Raw genomic sequence first — 24,488 nt, 5'->3', positions numbered from 1 at the left:
TTCCCGCTAATCGGCCTCCTCGCCGCACTTGCTGCAAAGCGGGGTATTCCACCCGCGCTGTTTGCGCAGGATGGCGAGCCGCGCGATGATCGCGGCGTCGGTCTCTTCGGACGTCGGCCCCTGCACCTTGCCCGCGTCCCAGTCGCGGCGTGACTTGTCGAAAACGATGCCGTCGAAATATTCCTCGCGCGACAGGAAACGGTGCCGCACCGCCTCGGGCAGCTCATAGGCTCGCGCCTCCTCCGGCGTAAGCTGAATGTCGCGTCCACTCTTCAGATCGCCACGTTTCAGCAGCAGCCCCAGCAGCCCGTCCGACGGCACGATCCGCCGCTCGACCTCCTTTCCGTTCCGCAGGATCACCATCTCGCGCCCCTCGACCGCGCGCTCGTAAGCGACCGCCTCCAGCCCGCGCAGCGCCCGCGCGATCGCCTCGCCGCACGCCTTGTCGAACGGCGCGAACAGCGCGCGCGATCGATTGACCGAGGTCGTGCTGACCCCCGCGATCCGCGCCGCATCGGTGACGCACCCCGTGCGCCCCAGCGTCGCAAGGAACACCCGCGTCCGCGCCGCAGTCCACCCGTCCGATCGTACGCGCAGCCCCGGCATGAAGGGATTGGCGTGCTTAAACCCCTCCCGCCCCTCTTTGATCCCCTCCCGCTTGCGGGAGGGGGTGCGAGACTTGCGGGCTTGCCCGCTAGTCGCAGCGGGGAGGGCATGATCCCCCACGCCGCCCGTCTCCCCCGATTTCCCTTGCGAACCACGCGCTACCTTACGCCCCATAGCTCCATCTCCCGAATCACCTGGAATGAATCGGAATGATTTTGAACCTATTTGGACAAATTAGGAAAGCAAAATTTCCCCAACAAGGATTGCGACCCGGCACTTGGCCTAGGCGGACCGTTATTACTCATTGGAGTGGGGGAATGATCAAAATATCGGTGATACTCGGTATCGGCAGTTGTTAGTATTGGCTGGATGGCTAGTGGGGTAGTGCTTGAGTCTGATGCAACTGTAACCGCGAGTTAGAAACTCAACCTGCCAACCTAACAAGTGGGAAGGCTCGATCATTGCCCTCTCCCGGATGGCGAGCAAACCAAACTCGCTGACCCACCGCCGGACTCACACCTCCATAGAAGCTCTCGATGTGATACATTGCATCAACACCATCATCGGAGCGCAGAAATCCCAAATAGGAGGTATGCACCTTCGTGATGCTTCCCATCTCATATTCATCAACCGCATAACAAAGCGGCTCCAAAGCTAACACTAGATTTTCTGCCGTTATTCGGATTTTAGGGTCAGGGTTTAAGCACTTCACTATAATGTCATACAACTCTGTGCCTAATTCCCGAAACTGCAACGCTGATATTGCTTGAGGAACCGGCGGCGTATCGCCTTTAAGGATGGCAGGAATACTCAAAAGCCCTTCTCCGAAAGGAAGTTTTCCAGACAAAAGCTGATAAACAATGGCAGCTATAGCCCACACATCCGCTGGTGCGGAGGCCTCAGAGAAATTTGTGACGCTTTCTGGCGCCATGTACGGGATCGCTCCTAGCACGGTTTTAGAGGAGGTAGTGCCGCCTTTGCCTACCTCCGCCCACTCTCCGATCTCAGCTTCTGCCATTTTGGCAATCCCAAAATCGGTAATTTTGACGGATGAAAGCCGCGCGCCATTTACGACCATTATATTACTTGGCTTCAAGTCTCTATGAACCACGCCAGCGTGGTGCGAGGCTGCCAACCCCCTTGCCAATTGATGAAAGATACGCGCGCAGGCCGATGGAGGCATTATCGGTATTATTTTAGGAAAGAATTTTGAGAAATCTTCGCCGTTCACGAGTTCCTCTACCAGAAAAGGAACTCCAATATCTTCGACATAGTCCAAAGTTTTAGCCACATTTATATGATTCACCTTGGCACTCATCACTGCTGATTTTTCAAATCTCTTAAGAGTTGCACCTTCTTTCGGAGTCTTGATGGCGACGTCTCGCTTAAATAATAAATCATGAGCAGCGTATACATTTTGCATACCGCCTGCACCGATCCATTTTATTATTTGGTAACGACCTGAAATTGGTGCTGAATGAGAGTTCAATATGGCCACTACAATACGACCTCCGGATGAGAGACATCACACGTCACAGAAAGCGCCCAGCTTCCAGCCTGCCGCAAAACTATGACCGTAGACCCTGTCAATATTTGGCCGACCACAGCAGCCGCGTTGTTAATTGCGACTACCCCCGTCACGGAAGATACCGAGAAATGGAGGCCATCGTAATTTACGCTAATCGAACTACCATTCCCCTTTATAGTACCACTTCTTTGGCTCGAACTGAGAATGGCCTGACCCGATTTTGAGGTTAGCATCATCTTATGCCGGTCACGTAAGAGCTCGGCGCTCAAATGATCTCTGCACTGAGACATTGTGGGACGGGCGGCGGGGTCAGCTGACAAGCATTGGAGCAAGATTCCGGCCGTGACCGGGCTCACTTTTACTGGAAGATTATTGAAATCAAATCCAGCCGGTATGGAAGGCACAACACCCGTCATCTCCGGGAAAATTGCTCCGCCGTTAAGCAACCAAACAGCAACACAGCCAAACGCGTATACGTCAAGCGGATAGTCAAAAGTGTATAGCCCGCTAGAATTCTTCTTGAACGATTCCGGAGCAGCGTAACCGTCGGAGAAATAGAGAACATTAGTACCAATCGCTGTCTCAAGTTTCGCTAGACCGAAATCGAATATCTTGAGATGCCCCTCTGCGTCGTAGCGCATATTTTCCGGCTTGATATCTCTATGTACCCGTTGATGCGCATGGATTTCCGATATCCCGGCCGCAATTGGGTAAAGTACTCTTAGAGCATCGTCGGTCGTCGCTGTAGCGGGGTCGCATGGTGCCAGCTCATCCCCAGGGAGATACTCTTCGACGAAGCCCACTGGCTGCCCACCGTCTATAATTACATCTAACACTTGAACGACATATCGGGAGCGGATTGCTGAAAGCGCTGCTAATTCGTCAAGCAATCTATGCGCCTCTATTCCCGGCTTCAGACTCTTAACGACCACCTGACGCTGAAGATTGGAATCCTCACACAGCAGAGTATCAGCCATTCCTCCATTAGGGAACTGTTTCAATATATTTGAATAGCGATGAGGAAGATTAATCATTCTCATCACCTATCTGAAAAATAACGTCCATTGGAAGTTCAGAATCTTTTGCCTCTTCCATTGACTTTTGGGCGCCCCGTTTCTTGCGATTGGCACGTGACTTTTTGGTCCGAGCGGCACGAGGAAGTGGAATTTTCGAATCATTTCCGCCCACATCGGCCGTTTCTATCGTTGCAGTACTCGCCTCTTTTATGGGGGGAATTTTGATTACGCTGGGCGGGAGCCAAATATCCAAATTTCTATCTGGCGCAGTGATTTGAATGGTTAAGCCTTCGTGCTCTTCGTCGCTGGACTTTACGTGTCCTGATCTAATGCAAATAGCAGTCGCATTATCTTGTGTGTTGATGGCCTCTGAAACGAATACCAGTTTTCGAACCAAATCGAGAGGGTTTTTGCTCCCCTCACAAACTCCCGCCAAGACCTTTCGCCCAACGCTATGAGCGCCGTCAGAAGTGAGCAGCCAAAGGCTGTGATCCCAATCTTGCGAAACGTCCATCAAGTGCGGATCGAGAGTGTCGCCAATTCCGACAAACTGGAGAAGACGATTATCCATATCGTCCTCATCACTCTGGCCTAGATGAGCATTTACCGCCCCTGAAACTGTGTCATCTTGAGTGAGGAGGTCAATTTGCCTTCGATCATCAAGTCCATACAAGCGGCTGTCCCCGACATGGACAGCCCAGCGGGTGCTTACACCGAATGCAATTGCGGTCAGCGTCGTACCCGCCTCACCTCTGAACGAATTGTACACCGCAACGTTTGCAAATCTGCAAGCTTTGTCGAGACGATCATGGAGTGGACAGTCCGGGTCTATCGTCGCAAATTCTGCAATAAACGCTCCGAGAGCGAGTGATGCAGCCTCGCCCCCCTTCGCCATTCCGCCCATACCGTCACACAATATACCGAGGCGCAAATCTGGTCGCATTGAGCCGAAACGAAATCTCACGATTGCACATCGGTCTTCGTTCCGCTCTCTATGCGGACCTTGCGATGTGGCGACCGCTGCTCCCGCATCAAGGCTCATACTGCGTCCATCCGTCGTCGTGACAAAGAATGAACTCAGACGTTCTGCGATCTCTCGGCGAAGGGATGCGTAGGGTGAAAAGGAATCTGTTGACATCGCTTGTAGCTAGCCTTGCAACTGGCAGATTAAAAGCGTGTGATTTTGGCGAAGGCTCGGTCGGGACAGATATACGGTCCAATCCTTCGCCACCCTCCCCCACCCCCTTGCATTTCCCACCCCTCGGCGTAAGGCGGCGCCAACATAAACCCGCGCGTGCGACTCCCGTTGGCCCCGCTCTCCCGCTTCGCCACCGGACAGTCATTCCCCGCCGCGCCAACATGGGGACTGCAATCCTATGACGACCACGGGCAACGACACGCTGGGCACCCGCTCGACGCTGAGCGTCGGCGGCAAGAATTACGCCTATTATTCTTTCGACAAGGCTGCAGCCAAGCTCGGCGACGTTTCGCGCCTACCCTTCTCGATGAAGGTGCTGCTCGAAAACCTGCTGCGCTTCGAGGATGGCGGCTTCACCGTGTCGACCGACGATGTTCAGGCGATCGTCGACTGGCAGAAGGACCCGCATTCGAACCGCGAGATCCAGTATCGCCCCGCGCGCGTGCTGCTCCAGGATTTCACCGGCGTTCCGTGCGTCGTCGACCTCGCCGCGATGCGCGATGCGATCGCGACGCTCGGCGGCGACACGACGAAGATCAACCCGCTCGTCCCCGTCCATCTCGTCATCGACCACAGTGTGATGGTCGACGAATTCGGCCACCCCAAGGCGTTCGAGCAGAATGTCGAAATCGAATATTATCGCAATGGCGAACGCTACGACTTCCTGAAATGGGGTTCGAAGTCGCTGTCGAACTTCAAGGCGGTCCCCCCGGGCACCGGCATCTGCCACCAGGTCAATCTCGAACATATCGCGCAGGCGGTGTGGTCGAGCGAGGATGCGTCGGGTGAAACCGTCGCCTATCCCGACACCTGCGTCGGCACCGACAGCCACACGACGATGATCAACGGTCTCGGCGTGCTCGGCTGGGGCGTCGGCGGGATCGAGGCGGAAGCCGCGATGCTCGGCCAGCCCGTGTCGATGCTGATCCCCGAAGTCGTCGGCTTCAAATTCACCGGCGCGCTGAAGGAAGGCGTCACCGCGACCGACCTCGTGCTCACCGCGACGCAGATGCTGCGCGCCAAGGGCGTCGTCGGCCGCTTCGTCGAATATTTCGGCCCCGGCCTCGCCTCGCTGAGCCTCGCCGACCGCGCGACGCTCGCCAACATGGCGCCCGAATATGGCGCGACCTGCGGCTTCTTCGGCGTCGACGACAAGACGCTCGATTATATGCGCCTGACCGGGCGCAGCGACGAGAATATCGCGCTGGTCGAAGCCTATGCCAAGGCGCAGGGGCTTTGGATTGTCGAGGGCGCCGCCGACCCCGTGTTCACCGACACGCTCGAACTCGACCTGTCGACCGTCGTCCCCAGCCTTGCGGGGCCGAAGCGTCCGCAGGACCGCGTCTCGCTTCCCGACGTCGACGATGTGTTCAACGCCGACATGGTCAACACCTATAAAAAGGCGCAGACGCGCGTTCCGGTCGAGGGCGAGGATTTCGACATCGGCGACGGCGACGTCACCATCGCCGCGATCACCAGCTGCACCAACACCTCGAACCCCGGGGTGCTCGTCGCCGCGGGGCTCGTCGCGAAAAAGGCCGACGCGCTGGGCCTCAAGCCCAAGCCGTGGGTCAAGACCTCGCTCGCGCCGGGGTCGCAGGTCGTGACCGACTATCTGGTCAAGGCGGGCCTCCAGAAGCATCTCGACAATATCGGCTTCAACCTCGTCGGCTATGGCTGCACGACCTGCATCGGCAATTCGGGTCCGCTCGCCGAGCCGATTTCGAAGGCGATCAACGAAAACGGCCTCGTCGCCGCCGCCGTCATCTCCGGCAACCGCAACTTCGAAGGCCGCGTGTCGCCCGACGTGCGCGCGAACTTCCTTGCCTCGCCGCCGCTCGTCGTCGCTTACGCGCTGAAGGGCACGGTGATCGAGGATTTCACCACCACCCCGATCGGGCAGGACCAGTCGGGCAACGACGTGTTCCTGAAAGACATCTGGCCGACCAACCAGGAAGTCGCCGAGACGGTGGCGGGCGCGGTCGACCGCGACATGTTCGAGGCGCGCTACGCCCATGTCTACAAGGGCGACGAGCATTGGCAGAAGATCGAGGTCGAAGGCTCGGACACCTATCAGTGGCGCGCGGGCTCGACCTATGTCGCGAACCCGCCCTATTTCGAGGGCATGACGATGACGCCGGCGCCGGTGTCGGATATCGTGAACGCAAAGCCGCTCGCGATCCTCGGCGACAGCATCACGACCGACCACATCAGCCCCGCCGGTTCGATCAAGGCGGACTCGCCGGCCGGAAAATGGCTGATGGAACATCAGGTTAGCAAGGCCGACTTCAACAGCTACGGCGCCCGCCGCGGCCACCACGACGTCATGATGCGCGGCACCTTCGCCAACATCCGCATCAAGAACGAAATGGTCCCCGGCATCGAAGGCGGCATGTCGCGCTATGGCAGCGAAGTCATGCCGATCTACGACGCCGCGATGCGCCACAAGGCCGACGGCACCCCGCTCGTCGTCATTGCGGGCAAGGAATATGGCACCGGCTCGTCGCGCGACTGGGCGGCGAAGGGCACCAACCTGCTCGGCGTCCGCACCGTGATCGTCGAGAGTTTCGAGCGCATCCACCGCTCGAACCTCGTCGGCATGGGCGTGCTGCCGCTCCAGTTCCTCGAAGGCCAGAGCCGCGAAACGCTGGGCCTGACCGGCGACGACCAGTTCACCATCACCGGTGTCGCGGATCTGAAGCCGCGCCAGACCGTCACCGTGAACGTCACGCGCGCGGACGGCTCGACCTTCAGCTTCGACACGCTCTGCCGCATCGATACGGCGAACGAGGTCGAATATTATATGAACGGTGGCATCCTGCATTATGTGCTGCGCAAGCTTGCCGCCTGACGCGGCAGACAGCTGATGCTAAAAGCGCCCGCCCCCTCACCGGGGCGGGCGTTTTTGTTTGGAGAGGATGCGCATGAGCGCCGAAGTGATCGTGATCGAAGCCATCGGCTGGGCGGCCGCCGTCATCATCCTCGCCGCATACATCCTGCTGTCGCTCGGCAGGCTCGAAGGGCGCAGCTATCTTTATCAATGGATGAACGTGATCGGCGCCGGCGGCTTCATCATCAATTCGGGCTATAATGGCGCGCTGCCCTCGGCGGTGCTCAACGTCATCTGGGCCGCGATGGGTTTGTTCACCCTGTGGAGTGTCTGGCGCGCACGGCAGGTCGCGCGCGCTGCGCTGCTCTAAGGCTTGGCCGCCTCGGCATTCCAGGCCACAACCTTCGCGCGCGCGTCGGCGAGCATCTTGTCGAGTGCCGCACGATCCAGCACCCGGCCGCGCATCACGACCGTATCGATGGCGCGGGTCGCGGCGATATCGTCGAGCGGATTTTTCGACAGCAACACCAGATCGGCCACCATGCCCGGCCGAACCGCACCATAGCGATCGAGCCAGCCGAACCATGCCGGCCCGGCACGTGTTGCCGAAGCGAGCGCCTGCGCCGGCGTCAGGCCCTTTTCGACGAACAGGCCGATCTCGTCGTGGAGTCCGAAACCCGGATAGTTGAAGCTGTTGAGGAAGCCCGCGTCGGTCCCCGCGATGATCGGCACGCCCGCCTCGGCGAGCATCGGCAGGATCGTCGCGACATCCTCGATCTGCTTGTGCCGCGCGGCGATGGCGGCGGCGTCGGCTTTTGCCGCGCGCTCGATGCGCCAGTCATAGGTCTTACGCAGCTTCGGTCCGATATAGGCGACGCCCCGATCCTTCGAATGATCGTCGCGATCGAGATAGGCGATGATCCGGCTGCCGTTGAGCGTCGGGGTGACGAACACACCCTTCGCGGCAAAGCGGCGATAGGCGGCCATCGCCGTATCGCGGTCGAACCCCGCGTCGAGCCGCCGGTTCGCCTCGGCGCGGTCGATGCGCTTCGCCGCGAAATCGGCGGCGATCGCGGCCTCGTCTTTCGCGCCGGCATTATAGGCATAATCGAGATGCTCGATCGAGCTGATCCCCGCATCGACCGCCTGTTCGGTCGTCAACGCCATCGGGATATGCCCCGACGTCCTGATACCGAGCGCCTTCGCCTGCCGCAGTGCATAGAGGAACAGTTCAGGTTTCAGCGTGCTGTCGGTGATCTTGACGAAATCGACCTTGTCCCTGTTCTTGAGCCGGTCGAGCGCGGCATCGACATCGGACTCTGTCCCGACCTCGATCGTGCCCTTCCACACTGGCGCTATGCCCTCGATCTTCGCGCCCGAGCTCAGCAGGCGCGGACCGAAGAGCTTTCCGGCGGCAATCTCGCCGCGCCACGCAAGCACCTGTTCGGGCAAATCGCCCGATGCGTCCCGGATCGTCGTGATGCCGTTCGCGACATAAAGCGGTAGCAGCGCCTTATTCTCTTCGATCAATTCGGGGCCGCCGCCGAAATGGACGTGCATGTCCCAGAGGCCCGGGATCAGATAGCGCCCCTTGCCCTCGACCGTCCGCCCGGCGCGCCAGTCCTTGGCAATCGCGGCATCGGCGCCAACCGCGACGATATCGGCGCCTTTCAGTACCACCGCCTGCGCCGCGACCGTCTTCGCAGCCTCGACATCGACCACCGTCACATGGCGAATGATGACGTCGCCCTGTTTCGGCGCCGCGAACGCGGGGGTTACAAAGGCGAACAGCGACGTTGCGAGGACCAGGAACAGAGATTTCATGGGGCGACCTTTCCGACTGGAAAGTGCCTTAGCTCCACCGCGCCCCAAACAACAAGGGGAAGAAATGGTGGGCGCTGACGGGCTCGAACCGCCGACCCTCTCGGTGTAAACGAGATGCTCTACCAACTGAGCTAAGCGCCCCCCAGATGTCGCCATCAGCGGGAGGTGCGCCCTGCCACAAGCCGCCCCCGCTGGCAAGCAAGACGCGCGCGTCAGAGCCAGCCAATATGCTTGAAGCGCCAGAAAACCAGCCCCGATCCGCCGAAGATCAAGGCGAGCGCGAACGGATAGCCAAAGGCCCAGTCGAGTTCGGGCATGAATTCGAAGTTCATGCCATAGATGCCGGCAATCGCGGTCGGCACGGCGAGGATCGCAGCCCACGCGGCGAGCTGGCGCGTGATCACGCCCTGACGTTGCTGTTCGAGCATGCCGTTGGTTTCGATCACTGACGCAGCGATATCGCGCAGGCCGGTGAGGCGAAATTCGGCACGCTGTACATGATCCCAGATGTCGCGGAAGAAGGGGCGTACCGCGGCATCGATATTGGGCAAATCCTCCTCGGTTGCGAGGCGGCCCGCGACTTCCTTCATCATCCCGACAAGACGCTGAAAACGGATGATTTCGTGCCGCTGGGCGTAAAGATGGCGAATCTCGGCGGCATCGAGCGGCGTGTCCATCACGCTTTCCTCGACCAGCAGCATCCGGTCCTCGATCGCATCGACGACGGGGAAATAGCCGTCGACGATGAAATCGAGCACCGCATAGAGGACATAGTCGGGGCCGTGCGCAAGCTTGGCCGGCAGCGTTTCGAGCCGCGCGCGGATATCGGTGTGCGTCCGCGCCGACCCGTGACGGACGCTGACGAAAAAATGCGGCCCGAGGAAAAAGGCGGTCTCACCCGGATGGATCGTATCGGCATCGAGGTTCGCGGTGCGGGTGATGACGAAGAGCTGGTCGCCATAGGCCTCGACCTTCGGCAACTGGTTCGCTTTCAGCGCATCCTCGACCGCGAGCGGATGGAGGCCGAACCGCTTGGCGATGCCCTCCAGTTCCCCTGGCGTGGGTTCGTAAAGGCCAAGCCAGAAGAAATCGCCGTCGTCGCAATCTTCGGGAAGTTCCTCGTCCGGACCGATGTCGCGGACGAGCTTGCCGTCGTGATAGAGGCGGGCGGCCATAATCGGCATGCGGCGGAAACTCCCAAGATCTGCGGCGCCTACATAGAGCGCGCCGCGAGGAAGGGAAATGCGTTCAATCGTCGCGGTTGGCAACGTTGGTAAAGGCTGCCCATGCGGCCGGATGCGCCCAGTCGGCCTTCCACCCCGGAACCGCTGTGCCGTCGGTGCGCTTGCCGCTGCGCACCGCCTTCATCCCCGACTGAAGCGCCTGCGCCCGCGATACGTCGGGGTTGGCGCGCCGTGCCATCAGCGTTTCTACCGTCAGTACCGCGGTCGCTTCGTCCGAAACGCGCCAATGACTTGCGAGCAGCGCGTCGGCGCCAGCGTAGAGAAAACCGCGCGCGAGCGCCGAGAGGCTGTCACCGCCGCCCGAATTTTCCGCCGATGCGGTGTTGCACGCCGACAGGATGACCCAGTCGGCCGACAGTGTCAGCCGCGCCGCCTCGGTCGCGGTCAGCAATCCGTCGTCGAGGTCGCTGGGCGCTGCGGGCGGTGTCAGCACGAGCCCCGGCTCGCCGAGACCGAGACCCGGGTCGGGGAGCAGGCCGTGTGTCGCGATCGCGACGATGTTGCTTGTGGACAGGGTCGCGTCCTGCCGGAGCGCTGCTTCGGTCGCCTTACCATCGAGCGTCAGGCTGGCGGGTGACGCGCCGAAAAGATCGGCCATCGCGGCGAGTTCGACCTTGGTGCCGGGGAGCGGCGCAAGCCGGCGAAGCGCATCGGGATCGGCAAGCGGCGAACCCGCCGCAGAAACGCCGTCGAAGACGCCCACACCTGCCGCAGCTCGCGACCCCGTGTCGCCGCCGAGCAGTACCGGCGCGCCATAGCCGCGAAAGCTTCTGTCGCGCCCGGCAGCGCGCGCTTCGCGGGGCAGGGTCAGCGCCGCGACGGAGGGGAGGCTGGTGAAAGCGAAGCGATCGGCGAGCCAGCCCGCGCGGGCCAGCGTGTCAGGGTCTGCGAGATCGGCTCCTTCGGGGAGCGGCGTCGCCGACAGCATCGCGAGCGGCAGGTCGCCGAGCTTCCCCGAACTCGCAACATAGATGCGCTGCGTGTCCTTCAGCAGCGGCTCGACCGGCTCGATCAGTTCCTTGTACAGTGCATGCGCGGTGTCGATATCGAAGCGCCGATGCCCTTCGAGTTCTTTCACCGTCGCCGGGAGGGCATCGAGTTCCGCCTTGCGCGCCGCCGAGCAGGTCGCGAAATCGACGTCGCAGCGCAAGTCCGAAATCTGTTTGAGGATGATGCCGATTTCCTTCGCCGGGCGACTCCAGCCGACCGCGTTCGGGGTGACGACGAAAAGGTGGAAGGTGTTCGCCGCCTCGGTCATCAACAGTAAGGCTTCGCCCGGTCGCAGCGCCTTTTGGGCATCGGCCAGCGCGATCGGGCGCGGCGACACGAGTTGGCGGTACGACGGATATTTCCTGTCGATCAGCGCGCTGACGTCCGCAAGCTCGGCCTGAACGCTGTCGAACTCGCCGCGCAGCCGGGCGGCTTCGACCGGTTTCCGATCGCCAAGCGCGCGCAGCAGATTCTTGTCGACGAGGTTGGCGCGCGCCGCGAGATCCTGTTCCTGACGCACCGCTTCGGCCATTTGCGGCGTTTTCGCGGCGCCGCGTGCCGCGGTCTGGAGCACCGCGCGGCCCGCGGCGGAGCTGACCGCGTCCTGCGCGGCACGGAACGCCCGATCCTGGATTTGCGATTGCTCTGCCGCTCCCGGCGTATCGCTCATCAATCCGAACGCCGCGTTCATATAGGTGGTGAAGACGCCGCGATTCGGATTGCCCTGTTGCCGGTCGAGGCCCGACAGCGCGACCGCGTTGCGGCCCGCCGCACTCTGGTCGTTCTGGCGCCGCACGATCGCGACGGCTTTCCCCGCCGCCTGCTCGGCCTCGGCCGCCTTGCCCTGCCGCAGCAGGTTCGACGCTAGATTATCGTAGGCGTAAGCGGTGTCGATATGCGTCTCGCCGACATTGTGCTGCAGGATCGCAAGCGATTGACGGTAATAGGGCTCGGCGGCCTTGTCGCCGTTCGCACCGCCACCGCGGACGAGCGCCGCCGCGACACTGTTATAGGCAACGGCGGTGAGCGGATGATTTTCACCGAGCAGGCGACGACGGATCTCGAGCGCCTTACGTGTCATTTCGGCCTCTTCGGCGTGACGGCCCAGACCGCCGAGGGTCGATCCCAGGCTGAGATAAGCCCAGGCGGTTTCGGGATTGTCGTCGCCGAACTTCGCCTGAAAAATCCCGAGTGCCTGACGCATTAACGGCTCGACAGCCTCCGAACGGCCATCGTCGCGCAAATTATAGCCGAGGTTGATCAGGGTGGTGGCATAGGCCGGGTGATTGACCCCGCCCACGCGCTCTTGGATTTCGAGCGCGCGCCGGTACATCGGCTCGGCTTCCGAATAACGGCCCTGCTCGTTCAGATTATGCGCGACATTCGCGTACATCGTCGCTGTGCGCTCGCTGCTTTCACCGAGCGACTGGCGGGTGATGTCGAGCGCCTTGCGCACCAGCGGCTCGATCGCGCTCGGCGGCAGACCCTGCTTCTCCATGTTCAGCCCCAGATTATTGTAGGCCTCACCGGTCAGCGGGTGGTTCCCGCCAAGCGCTTTGGAACGGATCGCGAGCGCCTTGCGATAGGCGGTGTCGGCTTCGCCGAACCGCCCCGCAAGCGTCAGGCTGTACGCGACCGCGGTGTATCCGAGCGCAGCCTCGGTGCTGTCGTCGCCCTTTGCGGCGCGGGCGAGGTCGAGCGCCTTGTTCGCCGCCGCCGACGCCTCGGCATAGCGCCCCATGTCGCCGAAATTCACCGCGCTGTTATAATAGCGCAGCGAAAGGTCGGCGCCGGTCGTCCCGGGCAGGCTTTCGTCGATCACTCGCGCCTTTTCGAGCAGCGGCTCGGCCTCGTCGTACCGCGCGAGGCCGCGCAGCACGACGGCCAGATTGGCATATCCCGACGCGGTTTCGCGGTGCTGTTCGCCGTGGACGGCGAGGCTGGTCTGAAGCGCCTTGCGATAGAGTGTCTCCGCCCCTTTCATGTCGCCGAGTTCCGCCATCACCGACGCAAGGTTGCTCGTCGCGACGATCGTCTTCGGATCGCGCTCGCCCTTGGCCGCCGTGCGCGCGGCAAGAATTGCGCGGCGCAGCGGCAGCGCATCGGCAGGGCGGCCCTGCTTCATATAGTTGGACGAAAGGAAACCATAGGCCGCCAGCGTTTCGTCGTCCCTTTCGCCCAGAACCGAGCGGTTGATGTCGAGCAGGCGCTTCCAATAGCCCTCGGCTTCCTTCGGCTGATTCTGGTCCTCGAGATTGCCGGCGAGCAGGCGGTAACCCAGACTGGTGATCAGGCCATCGGCGCCGTAACGCTTCGTTGCCTCGGTGATCCAGCGCCGATAGACCGCACCCGCCTCGCGCGTCTTGCCCGCCCGATCGAGTTCCATCCCGCTGTTGATCAGGTCGAGCATCTTTTGCTGGTCGCCGTCGAGTTCGGCCGGCGGCGCCTCCTGACCGAAGGCGAGCGGAGCGGCGGTCCATAGCGGCGCGGCGAGAAGGAGCGCGAGGAGGCGGAGTCGGCGGCTGGCCATGAAGCGGGTTTCCCTGTTTTGACCCAACATACAGAATAGATTGGGATATTGTCACTTGTCGCGGACATAGGCCAGAGCATCTAACCGCGATGTGACGGGTATCACCGGGAACGCGCGCGATCAGATATCGCGGCTGTCATAGGCCCATTGCAGCAGCGCCTGCCGCTGCTTCGGCCGGCAAAAGGGGTCGCCCGGCTCGCAATGCTTGCGCACCTGCGCGGCGTGACGCCGGAATGCGCGCCAGCGCGCGATCTGCCTATCATCCTCTCCGGCCATTCGCCGTCCCGAATAATAGCGGCAATACCATTGGAACCAGCCGCGCGGATCGTCGGGATGGATCCACCCTTTTTCGATCCAGATGCGCAAGGGCACGCTCGCCCGGATGCCGAAATAATTGAGCGAACAATCGGCACGCCCCGACGCGAATTTGGCATGTTCGAACCAGTCCGCCGGAAATTCGGCGGTGCAGTCGGTCATATATTTTCCGCAGAACACGCCCAGCGCCAGCATCTCGGCGGGAGTGAGTTCGGGCTCGAAACCGGGATCGAACGCCTTCCCCATCGGCGCGGTGCGCGTATAGTGATATCCTTGCTGCATGCGGTCGTTCACGACCACTTCGACATCCTTCATGGACCGAAGCCTAACCGCTCCGCCCCTGCCGGACCAAGCCTATTCGTCGAGCGCCTCGAAATAGCGCGCGAGCGCATCGCACGCTCCCTCTGCCAACGCGATAAAGATCCGGCGCCCGTCGTGTGGATCGGCTTCGCGCAGGAACAGCCCGGCATCGGTCATCGTCTTGATCCAGCGCAGCGCCGTCGTCGCGGGGACTGCGGCGGCAATGCACAGGCTCGACACCGACACCGGCTGGCGCTCGAGTCGCGCGGCATAGAGGTCGAGCAGCATGTCCCACGCCGGATCGGCGAACAGGTCGGCGGGGAAATATTGCTCGCGCATCCGGCGCTGGCGCAGCATGCGCCGCACCTGTTTGGCACGCTGCCGGTCGAGCGTGCGCTCTTCGGGAACGAAGCTGCGCGGCATCGCCGCAAAATCGCGCGACGGCGCGCGGACCTGCTCCGCATAATCGGCCGAATCCACATCCCAGGGCGTCGCCACGCCGGTCGGCGTGCCCGGGAGCCCGCCGCGCTGCCCCGCGAGGTCGCCGAGAAGGCGCGAGATACGCGCGACCTCTTCCTGCAACCGGTCGATCCGCTCCATCGCATCGTCGCGCGCGATGTCATGGACCACGCCGTGCCGTGTACGCCGCGCGGCCGCGAGTGCGACGAGCCTTTCGGTCGGATCGGCATCGACGAGCAATTGAACCCCAAGCGACGCCGGGATCGCAGCGACCACCGCGTCGAGCCCAGATAGCGAGGTTTCGCAAATCAGGTTGCAGCCCCGTTCGCCTGTCGCCGTCAAAATATCGGCGAGCATTTCCTCACCCACCGTATCGGCTGCCGCCAGCCAGACGATGTCGAGCGTATCGGTCTGCCGGATATGGGCCGCCGCCCGCTCCGCGGGGAGCGTTCCGGCCACGCGTATGCCACGAAGGATTGACGTGTCGGGCAGGTCGGCCTGCGTCCCGATGAACAACAGGGGCGATGCGGTGCCCTTGGCGATCGTGTCGCCGGTTTCGGGCGCCCTCCAAAGCTCGCCCGGATGAAAACCGCGCGCCGGAAGCGCCGATGTGTCGAAGTCGATTTGCGTCCTTTGGTCCATCATGCCGCCATCCCTGTTTCCATCGCTCCACCCCGGCGTAACTATGTCGTCATTTCGCGTGATTATCCCCTTGCGACAAGTATCCCTCGACTCCGGGAGGGGCGATGATATGAGGAGATATGAACTACCTTCGACTCCTAGGCGGCATACTGCTCACTTTGGTCATAATAGTGTTCGGCTTGGTCCGCTTTGCGTTCACGATTATCGGGGCGTCCACGACACCGGAGGACTATGCGGCGTTGAAGAAACGCATGCCTGACATGTTGAATTGGCTATTCACAACGCCGTGGCCTGTGCCGACCCTTCTTCTTATTGCTGCAGCCGCCGTTGCCGCGTGGCTTCTGTGGAGTGGGACGAGAAAAACTGTCGAGAGCGCGCAGGCGGGGCCGGACGGTTTAAACGAAGAACGTGTCCGCCAAATCGTAAGAGAGGAGACGCCGGCAACCGATGGCAGCCCGTTATTATACGATGACTCGGATATACGGGAGCAGATGACGGCTTTGGCAAATGCGATAGAAGGAATATCGTCCCGGCTGGACACCCAACAAAGTAGCATCGCTCGGATCAGATCTACCGCGAACTTTGTTGAGGCGATCGAGAGGGCAAAAATCGCCGCCAAACTGTTACCCGGGATTGAGCGCGCGCGGGAACTGCATAGTGCCAAGAGAGGCTCATCGATTGGCACAGGTGGGCGCAAGGGGCCACATGCTGAGGTCACCCGATTGCTTCCTTATTTGGGTGCCAAAGCAAGTGGTTTAGAAAACGCGATAAAACGGCGCACCGAAGCAATTACGGCCGATGGCGTCACTCATACAATCTTGCCGGAGGAAGCCGGTATTTGGGCCGATGGCGCGAAGAAGCGAGCTTGGTTGATTGAGGATGCAAAGATGGAAGAGATGATCGCAATGCTAAAACGCGTGATCGGCGACGCCTCCACCCCAGAAGTTTTCTTGATGAACCAGCGTATTGAGATGGACCAATAATCGTGAGCGGAAGAGACGACAAAGCCAATAGGCGCTTTGATGCCCTTCTGGGCGCAATGGCGCAGGGCGACGCCCCTAGCGCACAAAGGAAGTCAGCAACTCGTCCAGCATCGTCGAAGGGCGATGACGGCGATTGTGACGAAACTCAAACTCGCCCAGATACTTCGAAAGATGCTTCTGACTGACGTGGATATGGGTGCCGTTGATCGACCGCTTTAGCTGCGCCCAGAAGCCCTCAATCGAGTTTACCGACGTCCCCTGCGCGCCGACATACTGGCCCGCGCTGTGGTTCACCGACATGTGATAATAGCCCTCTGCGTTGACCGTCAGATATGCGCCAGCTTCGTCGGTGTGGACGATGCTGTGCAGCTTCACATTCTCTTTGATGATCGGGAGCAGGGTTGCGCGGCGCTGGTTCGGGACAACCTTGGTCATCACCTTGCCGCCGCGTTCCATCATGCCGATCACAACCGTCTTGTTCGACATGCGGCCTTCGTCGGTATAGCCGCCGATGATCGTCTCATCGACTTCGACCTGCTTGGTGAAGCCGCCCAGCGGCTCGTCGCCGTCCACAATCGCCATGTATTTGCGGATTTCATGGCACATGCGCCATGCCGTTTTGTAGGTGACGCCGATCTGGCGCTCGACTTCCTTAGCGGCGACACCGCTGCGCGACGAGCAGAACTGGAACATCACAAAAAACCAGTCGCGAAGGCTTGTGCGGGTTCGATCAAAGGGGGTGCCAGCGGTCGGGTAGACCTGTGCACCGCACCATTCGCAAGCGTAGCTGCGGCGCTTCGCAACGCGGTAGAACTTCGCGCTCTTGCCGCACTTTTCGCAGTCGTGACGCTCACCGTAACGGACGCGCATCAAGTGATCTAGGCAGCTTTCTTCCGTGGGGAAGCGCGCTTGGAACTGGCGAAGGGTCGGGGCTTTCGTGCTCATGCTGATTATCTACCAAAAAGCCTTACTTGTCGCAAGGGGATAATCACCTCATTTCGGCTATATTCACCTTTTGTTCGTTCCTCTTTGCCGCCAATCCGGACCCAAGCCCCCTGTTGCGGCATGAGCCGGCGCAAGGTGGCCGGGTCGGAATGGTCCATTTTGGACATGGTTTGTTCTTTTCGTCAACATCTTATTCACGCTTGCCAAGCTGGCGCATCCGGGTCAGTCGACGAGTGATGCCCCCTCGCCCGCCCTCCCTTGCCCGCATACGCTGGCGACGGCGCGCCCGATCACTGGCCGGACTGTTCCTGCTCGCCGCGCTGGCGTTTGCCGCGTGGGTGTGGCTGCCCGCGCCTGTTGCCACCGTTCCGCTCGTCCATGTCATCGACGGTGACAGCCTGACCGTGCGGCAGGAGGATGCACCGCTGACGATCCGCCTGACGGGAATCGACGCGGTCGAATATCGGCAGGATTGCACGCGCACGGGTGCGCCATGGCCGTGCGGCCGGGAGGCGCGCGCAGCATTGGAAAAGCTTGCCGGCCGCGGCGCGCTCCATTGCGAGCTGGCGGCGAAGGATCACTATGGTCGCACTCTTGCCACATGCCGCACCGCCGCCTTTCCGGACGGGATCGACCTCGGCGCCGAAATGGTGCGGCAGGGCTGGGCCGTGGCGACGAGCGACGCCTATATGGTCGAGGAAGCCGAAGCGCAGGCCCGCCAGCGCGGAATCTGGCAGGGCAACTTCGTCCGCCCCGCCGACTGGCGCGCCGTCCACGAGCGCCCGGCAACGGCACTCGCCCCGCCCGATTCATAGGCCGCTATGCCTCGCCGCCGTTTCCGGCTAGGGCGAGCGTCATGAACAGCCTGTTTCCCGTCATGATCGGCGGCGCGATCGGTGCCGGTGCCCGCCATCTGGTCGGGCAGGCGATGCTCGCGCGGCTCGGCGCCGGCTTCCCCTGGTGGACGCTGTCGATCAATATCGTCGGCAGCCTGTTGATGGGTCTGCTGATCGGATTGCTCGCGCGCAGCAGCGACGGCGGCGAAACCGCGCGGCTGTTCGTCGGCGTCGGGATTCTCGGCGGCTTCACCACCTTTTCCTCTTTCAGCATGGAATTCTGGATGCTTTTCGAACGCGGTCAAAATGCGCAGGCGGCCGCCTATGTCCTTGCGTCGGTGATCGGCGCGATCGCCGCTTGCGGGCTTGGCCTTCTCCTCGTGCGGCAGGTGCCGGCATGAGCGAGGGCAAGGCAAAGCTCGACGGCGCGACGATCGCAGAGGAAGATGACGGCATCCGCCTCGACCGCTGGTTCAAGCGCCACCGCGAAGGGACGCCACACGCGCTGCTTGCGCGCTGGGCGCGCTCGGGGCAGCTAACCCTCGACGGCAAGAAGGCCGACGTATCGGACCGCATCGCGACGGGCCAGAAACTGGTCATGCCGACGCCGCCGGTCGAAACCGAGGCCCGCCCGGCGCGCAAGGGCCGCCCGCTGACAGATGCCGACATCGAACTCGCGACCGGGATGGTGATCCACCGCGACGCGAGCGCGATCGTGCTCAACAAGCTTCCCGGCCTCGCGACGCAGGGGGGAACCAAAACCGAGCAGCATGTCGACGGCCTGCTCGACGCGCTGAAATATGACGGTCCGACGCGCCCCAAGCTCGTCCACCGGCTCGACAAGGACACATCGGGGGCGCTGCTGATCGCGCGCACCCCGCGCGCCGCGGCTTATTTCGCCAAGAGCTTTTCGAACCGGAGCGCAAGGAAGGCCTATTGGGCGATCATCGTCGGCGTGCCCGACATCCAGCAGGGCGAGATCGACCTGCCGCTCGCCAAACAGCCGGGATCGGGCGGCGAAAAGATGCACGTCCACGACAGCGGCCTCGCGTCGAAGACACGCTACCGCGTGATCGAACGCGCGGGCAACAGCGCGGCGTGGGTCGAACTGCAGCCGCTCACCGGCCGCACCCACCAGCTGCGCGTCCATATGGCGGCGATCGGCCACCCGATCGTCGGCGACGGAAAATATGGCGGCAAGGGTGCGTTCCTGACCGGCACAATCAGCCGCAAGATGCACCTCCACAGCCGCCGGCTGCGGATCGACCATCCCGACGGCGGCGCGATCGATATCAGCGCCGAGGTGCCCGAACATTTCGCGGCGAGCCTCGACGCGCTGGGCTTCGACCGACTGCTCGGCGAAGTCGGGATCGATGCGGGCGAAAAGGGGCCGCCGCCCAAAGCGGCGCTGAAGGCGCAGGCAAAGGCGCACAGCAAGCAGATCCGTAAGGCACGGCGCGGCGAGCGGCGCGGGCGCACCGCCGACAGCAAGCCGACCGACTTCGTCGGCAAGGCGAAGCCCAAGGCCAAGACAAAAGCGGGAGCCAAAGCAGGCAAGCCCGCGCCGAAGAAACTGGCAGGCAAACGGCCGACAGCGAAGAAACATCCGGCACGTCCGCCCAAAGCGAGCTGATGCATCCCAACAGCGCCTTCCGTCCGCGACAGGACGATCTTGCCGAACTGCTGGTGCGCGAGATCGGCTTTGCCGCGATTTTCGCGGCCACCCCCGACGGCCCGCGCGTCGCGCACGCCCCGGTGGTGCTGAGCGACGACCGGACCACGCTGCAATTCCACCTCGCGCGCGGCAACGCACTCACGCGCCACCTCGATGGCGCGAATGCGCTTGCCGTCGTGCAGGGCCCCGACGCCTATGTCAGCGCGAGCTGGTATGCAGACGCCGACCAGGTGCCGACATGGAATTATGTCGCGATCGAGATGGAGGGGACAGCGCGGAGGCTCGACGACACCGAACTGGTCGCGCAGCTCGATACGCTGTCGGCAAACCATGAAGCACGCGTTGGCGCGAACCCGCCATGGACGCGCGGCAAGATGAATCCGGCGCTGTTCAGCAAGATGACTGGCGCGATCACGGGATTCGAGATGCGCATCACCGCGTGGCGTCCGACGATCAAGCTATCGCAAAACAAGTCGGCCGACGAGCGCGCTCGCGTCATCGAGGGCATCGAGGCGACCGGCCATGGCGCACTCGCGCAGTTGATGCGCCACCTCGGCGGCGATAGGGAGGGCGCATGAGTCAAGCCGAAGACAGCCTCGCCAAGAAACGCTTCTTTGCCATCACCGCAATGCGCCTGATGGGCGCGTTCTTTGTGCTGTTCGGTTTCGTGCTGATCCGCGGCGGATGGGAACTCGCGGGGCAGCCGACCGATCGCTGGATCGGGGTTGCGGTCGTGCTGATCGGCGCGTTCGATTTCGCGGTCATGCCGCTGCTGCTCGCGCGCCGCTGGCGCTCGCCCAAAAGCTCGTGAAACGCTTCTGGAAAGAGGTTGCCGTCGTCGACGAAGGCGGCGGGTGGGGCATCGCGCTCGATGGCCGGCCCGTGCGCACGCCGCAGCGCGCACCGCTGGCGGTCGCGAGCGCGGCACTCGCCGAGGCGATCGCCGCCGAATGGCGCGATGTTGGCGAGACAATCGACCCCGCGCATATGCCGATGACGGGGCTGACCAACGCCGCGATCGACCTCGCCACTCCCGACCTCATCGCTTTTTCGGCGCCGATCGCAGCTTATGCCGAGAGCGACCTCCTTTGCTATCGCGATGCGCGCGATGCCGCGCTGCAGGCTGAGCAGGCGGCGGCGTGGAACCCGCTGCTGGCTTGGGCCGAGGCACGATACGGCATTGAATTCACGTTGGCGCAGGGCGTACTGCCTGTCGACCAGCCCGTCACGACAATTGCCGCACTGCAGGACGCCGTTCTTGCGCAGGACGCATGGCGGATCACGGCTTTGACCCCGATGGTAACAATCGGCGGATCGCTCGTCGCAGGCCTCGCACTGATCGAGAACGCGTTCGACGCCGAGAGCCTGTGGAGCGCCGTAAGCCTCGACGACCTCTATCAGGAACGCCGCTGGGGCGCCGATAGCGACGCGCAAAAAGCGCGCGCCGCACACAAGCGCGACTGGGACAATGCGGCGCAGTTCCTGACCCTGCTCTAATCGGTAAAATTCGGCTTCCGCTTCTGCATCCCCGCCATCACGGCTTCCATCTGGTTCGGCGTGCGGATGACCTTCACCTGCTCGTCGCTTTCGGCCTGCAGTATCTCGGCGTCGCTCGCGTCGGCCAGCATGTTGCAGAGGCGCTTGGCGCCGCGGATCGCGTGCGGATTCTTGTCGGCGATCACCGCCGCCAGTTCCATCGCCCGCGCCAGCGGATCGTCCGACACATGCGTCGCAAAGCCAAGCAGCTTGGCCTCCGACCCATTGAATTCGCGATTGGTGTAGATCATCTCGCGCAGCACATCGTCGGCGACCTGCGTGCGCCACAGCGCCATGCCCGCGACGTCGGGGACGAGGCCCCAGCGCATCTCCATGATCGCGATACGCGTGTCGGGGTGGACGATGCGGATGTCGGCCGCCGCCATGATCTGGCTGCCCGCGCCGAATGCCACGCCATGGACGGCCGCGATCACCGGCACCGGGATTTCGCGCCAGCCCCATGCGGCATATTGCGCGTTGTTCGCGATGCCCTTCGTGCGGTCGGACAGGTTGCCGCCCGCGCTGCTCGCGCCCGGGTCGCGATCATTGCTGAGGCTCGACAGGTCGAGTCCGGCGCAGAAAGCGCGCCCCTCGCCCGACAGCACCACGACGCGCAGGCCCGCGGCCGCCTTGAGCTGGTCGACCGCTTTGGCGAGCGCCTCCCACATCGCGGGGTCGAGAGCGTTCATCTTGTCGGCACGGATCAGCCGGACATCGGCGATGCCGCCCTCGAGCATGGTGATCGAAATACGGTCCTTCATGGGAGAGTCCTTGCAAGTGCTGCCTCGACGAGCGGCAGTTGGTCGTTTCCAAAATACATGTCGTCGCCGTCGACGAAGATGGTCGGCGAACCATAGCCGCCCCGTGCGATGACTTCATCGGTATTCGCGCGCAGCCGGGCTTTGACGGCATCGGTGTCTGCTGCGGCCGCCAACGCGGCGCCATCCAGCCCTTCGGCATCGGCAACCGACGCGAGCACGACAGGGTCGTCGAGATTTTCCTGCCGGTCGAAATAGCTCGCGAAGGCGCCGCGCGCGAAGCGCACGAGCGCCGCCTGATCATCCTCGATCGCGCAGCAGAAACGCATCGCGGCGATGCTCTTTGCCGGATGCCATTGCGACGGGAAATTCATCGGCACGCCCGCGAGCCGCGCCCAGTCCTTCAAGATTTTCCAGCTATGCGTCAGCCGCCGGTTGTCGGCCTGCTCGCGCGCCGCATAGACCGCGGGGTTCACCGCGTTGAACACGCCGCCGACCAGGATGGGCCGGTAGGCGGCCGTCGTGCCCGCGCGATCGAGTATCCCCGGCAGGTTATGGAACGCAAGGCAGGTCCAGGGCGACGAGAGGTCGAAGAAGAATTCTACGCGCGCGGTCACCGGATCAGACCTCTGCCTTCGCCTTCTCCCAATATTGGTCGCGCAGCAGGCGCTTGTAGAGTTTGCCGGTGTCATGGCGCGGCAAGGCTTCCATGAAGTCGATGCGGCGCGGGATCTTCACCCCCGACAATTTTTCTCGCGCATAGGCAATCAGTTCGTCGCGCAAGGCTTCGGTCGCATCGGCCATGTCGGCGGGCTGGATCACCGCGATCACCTCCTCGCCCATTTCGTCGTGCGGACCCCCGACGACCGCGACGTCGGCGACCTTAGGATGCGTAACGAGGTGGTTCTCGATCTCCTGCGGATAGACGTTCACCCCGCCGGTGATGATCATGAAGCTCTTGCGGTCAGTCAGATAGAGGAAGCCATCTTCATCAACTTTGCCCACATCGCCAAGGGTCGACCAGCCCTTCGAGTTGCGGCTCGACGCCGTTTTTTCGCTATCCCCATGATATTCGAAGACATTTTCGCTTTCAAAGAAAACGGTGCCTTCCTCGTCCGGACCCAGCTCGGTCTCATTGTCCTCGCCCACGATATGCACGGTGCCGAGGATCGGGCGACCGACGCTGCCCTTGTGCGTCAGCCAGTCGGGGCTGGAGATGAAGGTCATGCCATTGCCCTCCGACCCCGCATAATATTCGAACAAGACCGGCCCCCACCAGTCGATCATCGCCTGCTTGACGGGGACGGGGCACGGCGCCGCGGCATGGATCGCAACCTTCAATGACGAGGTGTCGTAGCGGCTGCGCACCGCTTCGGGCAGCTTGAGCATCCGCACAAAATGCGTCGGCACCCACTGGCTGGCGTTCACGCGATATGTTTCGATGTGCGCCAGCGCCGCCTCGGGATCGAATTTCTTCATGAGGACGACGGTGCCGCCAAGCCGGTGGATCGTCATCGACCAGCGCAGCGGCGCCGCGTGATAGAGCGGCGCGGGCGACAGATAGATGCTGTCGGCGTTGATCTGGAACACCGCCGAGGCGAGCATGACGAGGCTGTTGACCGCGTCGATCGCGGGATCTTCGGGCAGCGGGACGCGCACACCCTTCGGCCGCCCGGTGGTGCCCGACGAATAGAGCATGTCGACCCCGGCGCGCTCGTCGGCGACGGGCGCTGCGGGCATCGCGGCGACCGCATCCTCCCAGCTTTCGTAGCCGGGGATATCGCCGCCCATCGCAAATCGTTTGATCCCGGTCGTCAGTTGCTGCGCGGCACCCGCAAGACTCGCCGACACGACGAGGATCTGGGCACCCGAATTTTCGAGGATATAGTCGGTTTCGTCCTGTGTCAGCCGCGACGAGATGCAGACATAGCGGAGGCCCGCGCGCTGCGCCCCCCATGTGAGCCCGTAATAATGCGGGGTATTGTCCAGCATGAAGGCAACCACATCCTCATGCCCCAGCCCGTGAGAACGAAAGAGCTGCGCGGCCCGGTTCGAGGCGGCGTCGAGTTCGCCATAGCTGATGGCCTCCCCGGTCTCGGCTACGATGATCGCAGGCTTGTCAGGATTGGCGCGGGCGTGGACTGAGGGGTGCATCGGGCATCATCTCCGGGAATCGTTGCTTTCTTTATGTCGAAGATCAGTAGCAACCTGAAACTTTCGGTCAAGCAAGCTGGGGCTCGTGACAGGACCCCGATCAAGAAGCGGCAAATTGC

Annotated in this window: 22 protein-coding genes and 1 tRNA gene; 9 read left to right on the top strand and 14 right to left on the bottom strand. The window is 62.4% G+C overall.

Translation table 11 applies throughout. The features are described from left to right. Positions 1-6 precede the first annotated feature (6 nt). From ACIPPQ_RS01685 to ACIPPQ_RS01670, 4 genes are all read right to left on the bottom strand, one after another. Positions 7-606, bottom strand: a complete 600-nt coding sequence (locus ACIPPQ_RS01685; RefSeq protein WP_446542478.1) for a hypothetical protein — start codon at positions 604-606, stop codon at positions 7-9. A gap of 424 nt (positions 607-1,030) precedes the next feature. Beyond that, positions 1,031-2,104, bottom strand: coding sequence for a serine/threonine-protein kinase (locus ACIPPQ_RS01680; protein WP_446542477.1), 1,074 nt, complete (start codon positions 2,102-2,104; stop codon positions 1,031-1,033). Continuing rightward, on the bottom strand, positions 2,104-3,168 hold the full coding sequence (locus ACIPPQ_RS01675; RefSeq protein WP_446542476.1) for a serine/threonine-protein kinase: 1,065 nt from the start codon (positions 3,166-3,168) through the stop codon (positions 2,104-2,106). The genes ACIPPQ_RS01680 and ACIPPQ_RS01675 overlap by 1 nt, the downstream gene beginning before the upstream one ends. After that, complete coding sequence (locus ACIPPQ_RS01670) at positions 3,161-4,192, bottom strand: PP2C family protein-serine/threonine phosphatase (protein ID WP_446542475.1); 1,032 nt, start codon at positions 4,190-4,192, stop codon at positions 3,161-3,163. Before ACIPPQ_RS01670 ends, ACIPPQ_RS01675 begins: the two co-directional genes overlap by 8 nt. A 334-nt stretch (positions 4,193-4,526) precedes the next feature. Here ACIPPQ_RS01670 and acnA point away from each other — a divergent pair, with 334 nt between their 5' ends. Together acnA and ACIPPQ_RS01660 are read left to right on the top strand one after the other, a co-directional pair. Then, positions 4,527-7,199 carry an aconitate hydratase AcnA gene (gene acnA / locus ACIPPQ_RS01665; protein ID WP_446542474.1) on the top strand — a complete coding sequence of 891 codons (2,673 nt, stop codon included), beginning with the start codon at positions 4,527-4,529 and terminating at the stop codon, positions 7,197-7,199. A 73-nt stretch (positions 7,200-7,272) separates the two neighbouring features. Next, positions 7,273-7,548, top strand: a complete 276-nt coding sequence (locus ACIPPQ_RS01660; protein ID WP_446542473.1) for a CBU_0592 family membrane protein — start codon at positions 7,273-7,275, stop codon at positions 7,546-7,548. Here ACIPPQ_RS01660 and ACIPPQ_RS01655 read toward each other — a convergent pair. The 6 genes from ACIPPQ_RS01655 to ACIPPQ_RS01630 all read right to left on the bottom strand — a co-directional run bounded on the left by ACIPPQ_RS01655 (position 7,545) and on the right by ACIPPQ_RS01630 (position 15,485). Beyond that, on the bottom strand, positions 7,545-9,002 hold the full coding sequence (locus ACIPPQ_RS01655) for an amidohydrolase family protein (RefSeq protein WP_446542472.1): 1,458 nt from the start codon (positions 9,000-9,002) through the stop codon (positions 7,545-7,547). The two genes, ACIPPQ_RS01660 and ACIPPQ_RS01655, sit on opposite strands and share 4 nt — an antisense overlap. Positions 9,003-9,067: 65 nt before the next feature. Beyond that, a tRNA-Val gene (locus tag ACIPPQ_RS01650) sits at positions 9,068-9,143 on the bottom strand. A 71-nt stretch (positions 9,144-9,214) separates the two neighbouring features. Next, positions 9,215-10,186, bottom strand: coding sequence for a magnesium and cobalt transport protein CorA (locus ACIPPQ_RS01645; protein WP_446542471.1), 972 nt, complete (start codon positions 10,184-10,186; stop codon positions 9,215-9,217). 64 nt (positions 10,187-10,250) lie between these two features. After that, positions 10,251-13,766 carry a tetratricopeptide repeat protein gene (locus tag ACIPPQ_RS01640; RefSeq protein WP_446542470.1) on the bottom strand — a complete coding sequence of 1,172 codons (3,516 nt, stop codon included), beginning with the start codon at positions 13,764-13,766 and terminating at the stop codon, positions 10,251-10,253. A 120-nt stretch (positions 13,767-13,886) separates the two neighbouring features. Next, positions 13,887-14,396 (bottom strand): hypothetical protein, encoded by a 510-nt coding sequence (locus tag ACIPPQ_RS01635; protein ID WP_446542469.1) that lies wholly within the window; start codon positions 14,394-14,396, stop codon positions 13,887-13,889. Between the two features lie 39 nt (positions 14,397-14,435). Next, the gene (locus ACIPPQ_RS01630; RefSeq protein WP_446542468.1) at positions 14,436-15,485 is read right to left on the bottom strand and encodes a MarR family transcriptional regulator; all 1,050 of its coding nucleotides are present in this window, start codon (positions 15,483-15,485) and stop codon (positions 14,436-14,438) included. A gap of 116 nt (positions 15,486-15,601) precedes the next feature. On the opposite strand from ACIPPQ_RS01630, the gene ACIPPQ_RS01625 reads away from it, so the two are divergent. After that, the gene (locus ACIPPQ_RS01625; RefSeq protein WP_446542467.1) at positions 15,602-16,465 is read left to right on the top strand and encodes a hypothetical protein; all 864 of its coding nucleotides are present in this window, start codon (positions 15,602-15,604) and stop codon (positions 16,463-16,465) included. A gap of 75 nt (positions 16,466-16,540) precedes the next feature. Here ACIPPQ_RS01625 and ACIPPQ_RS01620 read toward each other — a convergent pair whose 3' ends face one another. After that, complete coding sequence (locus tag ACIPPQ_RS01620) at positions 16,541-17,410, bottom strand: IS1595 family transposase (RefSeq protein WP_446542466.1); 870 nt, start codon at positions 17,408-17,410, stop codon at positions 16,541-16,543. Positions 17,411-17,646: 236 nt separating this feature from the next. On the opposite strand from ACIPPQ_RS01620, the gene ACIPPQ_RS01615 reads away from it, so the two are divergent. From ACIPPQ_RS01615 to ACIPPQ_RS01590, 6 genes are read left to right on the top strand one after another with little or no spacing between them, the layout of a single operon-like run. After that, the gene (locus tag ACIPPQ_RS01615; RefSeq protein WP_446542465.1) at positions 17,647-18,225 is read left to right on the top strand and encodes a thermonuclease family protein; all 579 of its coding nucleotides are present in this window, start codon (positions 17,647-17,649) and stop codon (positions 18,223-18,225) included. 41 nt (positions 18,226-18,266) lie between these two features. After that, positions 18,267-18,647 carry a fluoride efflux transporter CrcB gene (crcB, locus tag ACIPPQ_RS01610; protein WP_446542464.1) on the top strand — a complete coding sequence of 127 codons (381 nt, stop codon included), beginning with the start codon at positions 18,267-18,269 and terminating at the stop codon, positions 18,645-18,647. Beyond that, positions 18,644-19,879: an RluA family pseudouridine synthase gene (locus tag ACIPPQ_RS01605; RefSeq protein ID WP_446542463.1), complete on the top strand. Its 1,236-nt coding sequence runs from the start codon at positions 18,644-18,646 to the stop codon at positions 19,877-19,879. Before crcB ends, ACIPPQ_RS01605 begins: the two co-directional genes overlap by 4 nt. Further along, complete coding sequence (locus tag ACIPPQ_RS01600) at positions 19,879-20,499, top strand: FMN-binding negative transcriptional regulator (RefSeq protein WP_446542462.1); 621 nt, start codon at positions 19,879-19,881, stop codon at positions 20,497-20,499. Before ACIPPQ_RS01605 ends, ACIPPQ_RS01600 begins: the two co-directional genes overlap by 1 nt. Continuing rightward, positions 20,496-20,732 (top strand): hypothetical protein, encoded by a 237-nt coding sequence (locus tag ACIPPQ_RS01595; protein WP_446542461.1) that lies wholly within the window; start codon positions 20,496-20,498, stop codon positions 20,730-20,732. The genes ACIPPQ_RS01600 and ACIPPQ_RS01595 overlap by 4 nt, the downstream gene beginning before the upstream one ends. Beyond that, on the top strand, positions 20,729-21,418 hold the full coding sequence (locus ACIPPQ_RS01590) for an ATP12 family chaperone protein (protein ID WP_446542460.1): 690 nt from the start codon (positions 20,729-20,731) through the stop codon (positions 21,416-21,418). Before ACIPPQ_RS01595 ends, ACIPPQ_RS01590 begins: the two co-directional genes overlap by 4 nt. On the opposite strand, the gene ACIPPQ_RS01585 is transcribed toward ACIPPQ_RS01590, so the two are convergent. From ACIPPQ_RS01585 to ACIPPQ_RS01575, 3 genes are read right to left on the bottom strand one after another with little or no spacing between them, the layout of a single operon-like run. Further along, positions 21,415-22,218: a crotonase/enoyl-CoA hydratase family protein gene (locus tag ACIPPQ_RS01585; protein WP_446542459.1), complete on the bottom strand. Its 804-nt coding sequence runs from the start codon at positions 22,216-22,218 to the stop codon at positions 21,415-21,417. The genes ACIPPQ_RS01590 and ACIPPQ_RS01585 overlap by 4 nt on opposite strands. Beyond that, positions 22,215-22,832, bottom strand: a complete 618-nt coding sequence (locus ACIPPQ_RS01580) for a 2-hydroxychromene-2-carboxylate isomerase (RefSeq protein WP_446542458.1) — start codon at positions 22,830-22,832, stop codon at positions 22,215-22,217. The genes ACIPPQ_RS01585 and ACIPPQ_RS01580 overlap by 4 nt, the downstream gene beginning before the upstream one ends. 4 nt (positions 22,833-22,836) lie before the next feature. Then, a complete protein-coding gene (locus ACIPPQ_RS01575) occupies positions 22,837-24,369 on the bottom strand; it encodes an acyl-CoA synthetase (protein WP_446542457.1) in 1,533 nt (510 codons plus the stop codon). Positions 24,370-24,488 lie beyond the last annotated feature (119 nt).

The organism is Sphingopyxis sp. LARHCG72, from assembly GCF_052871675.1.
This window is presented reverse-complemented; position numbering and strand designations above follow the sequence as displayed.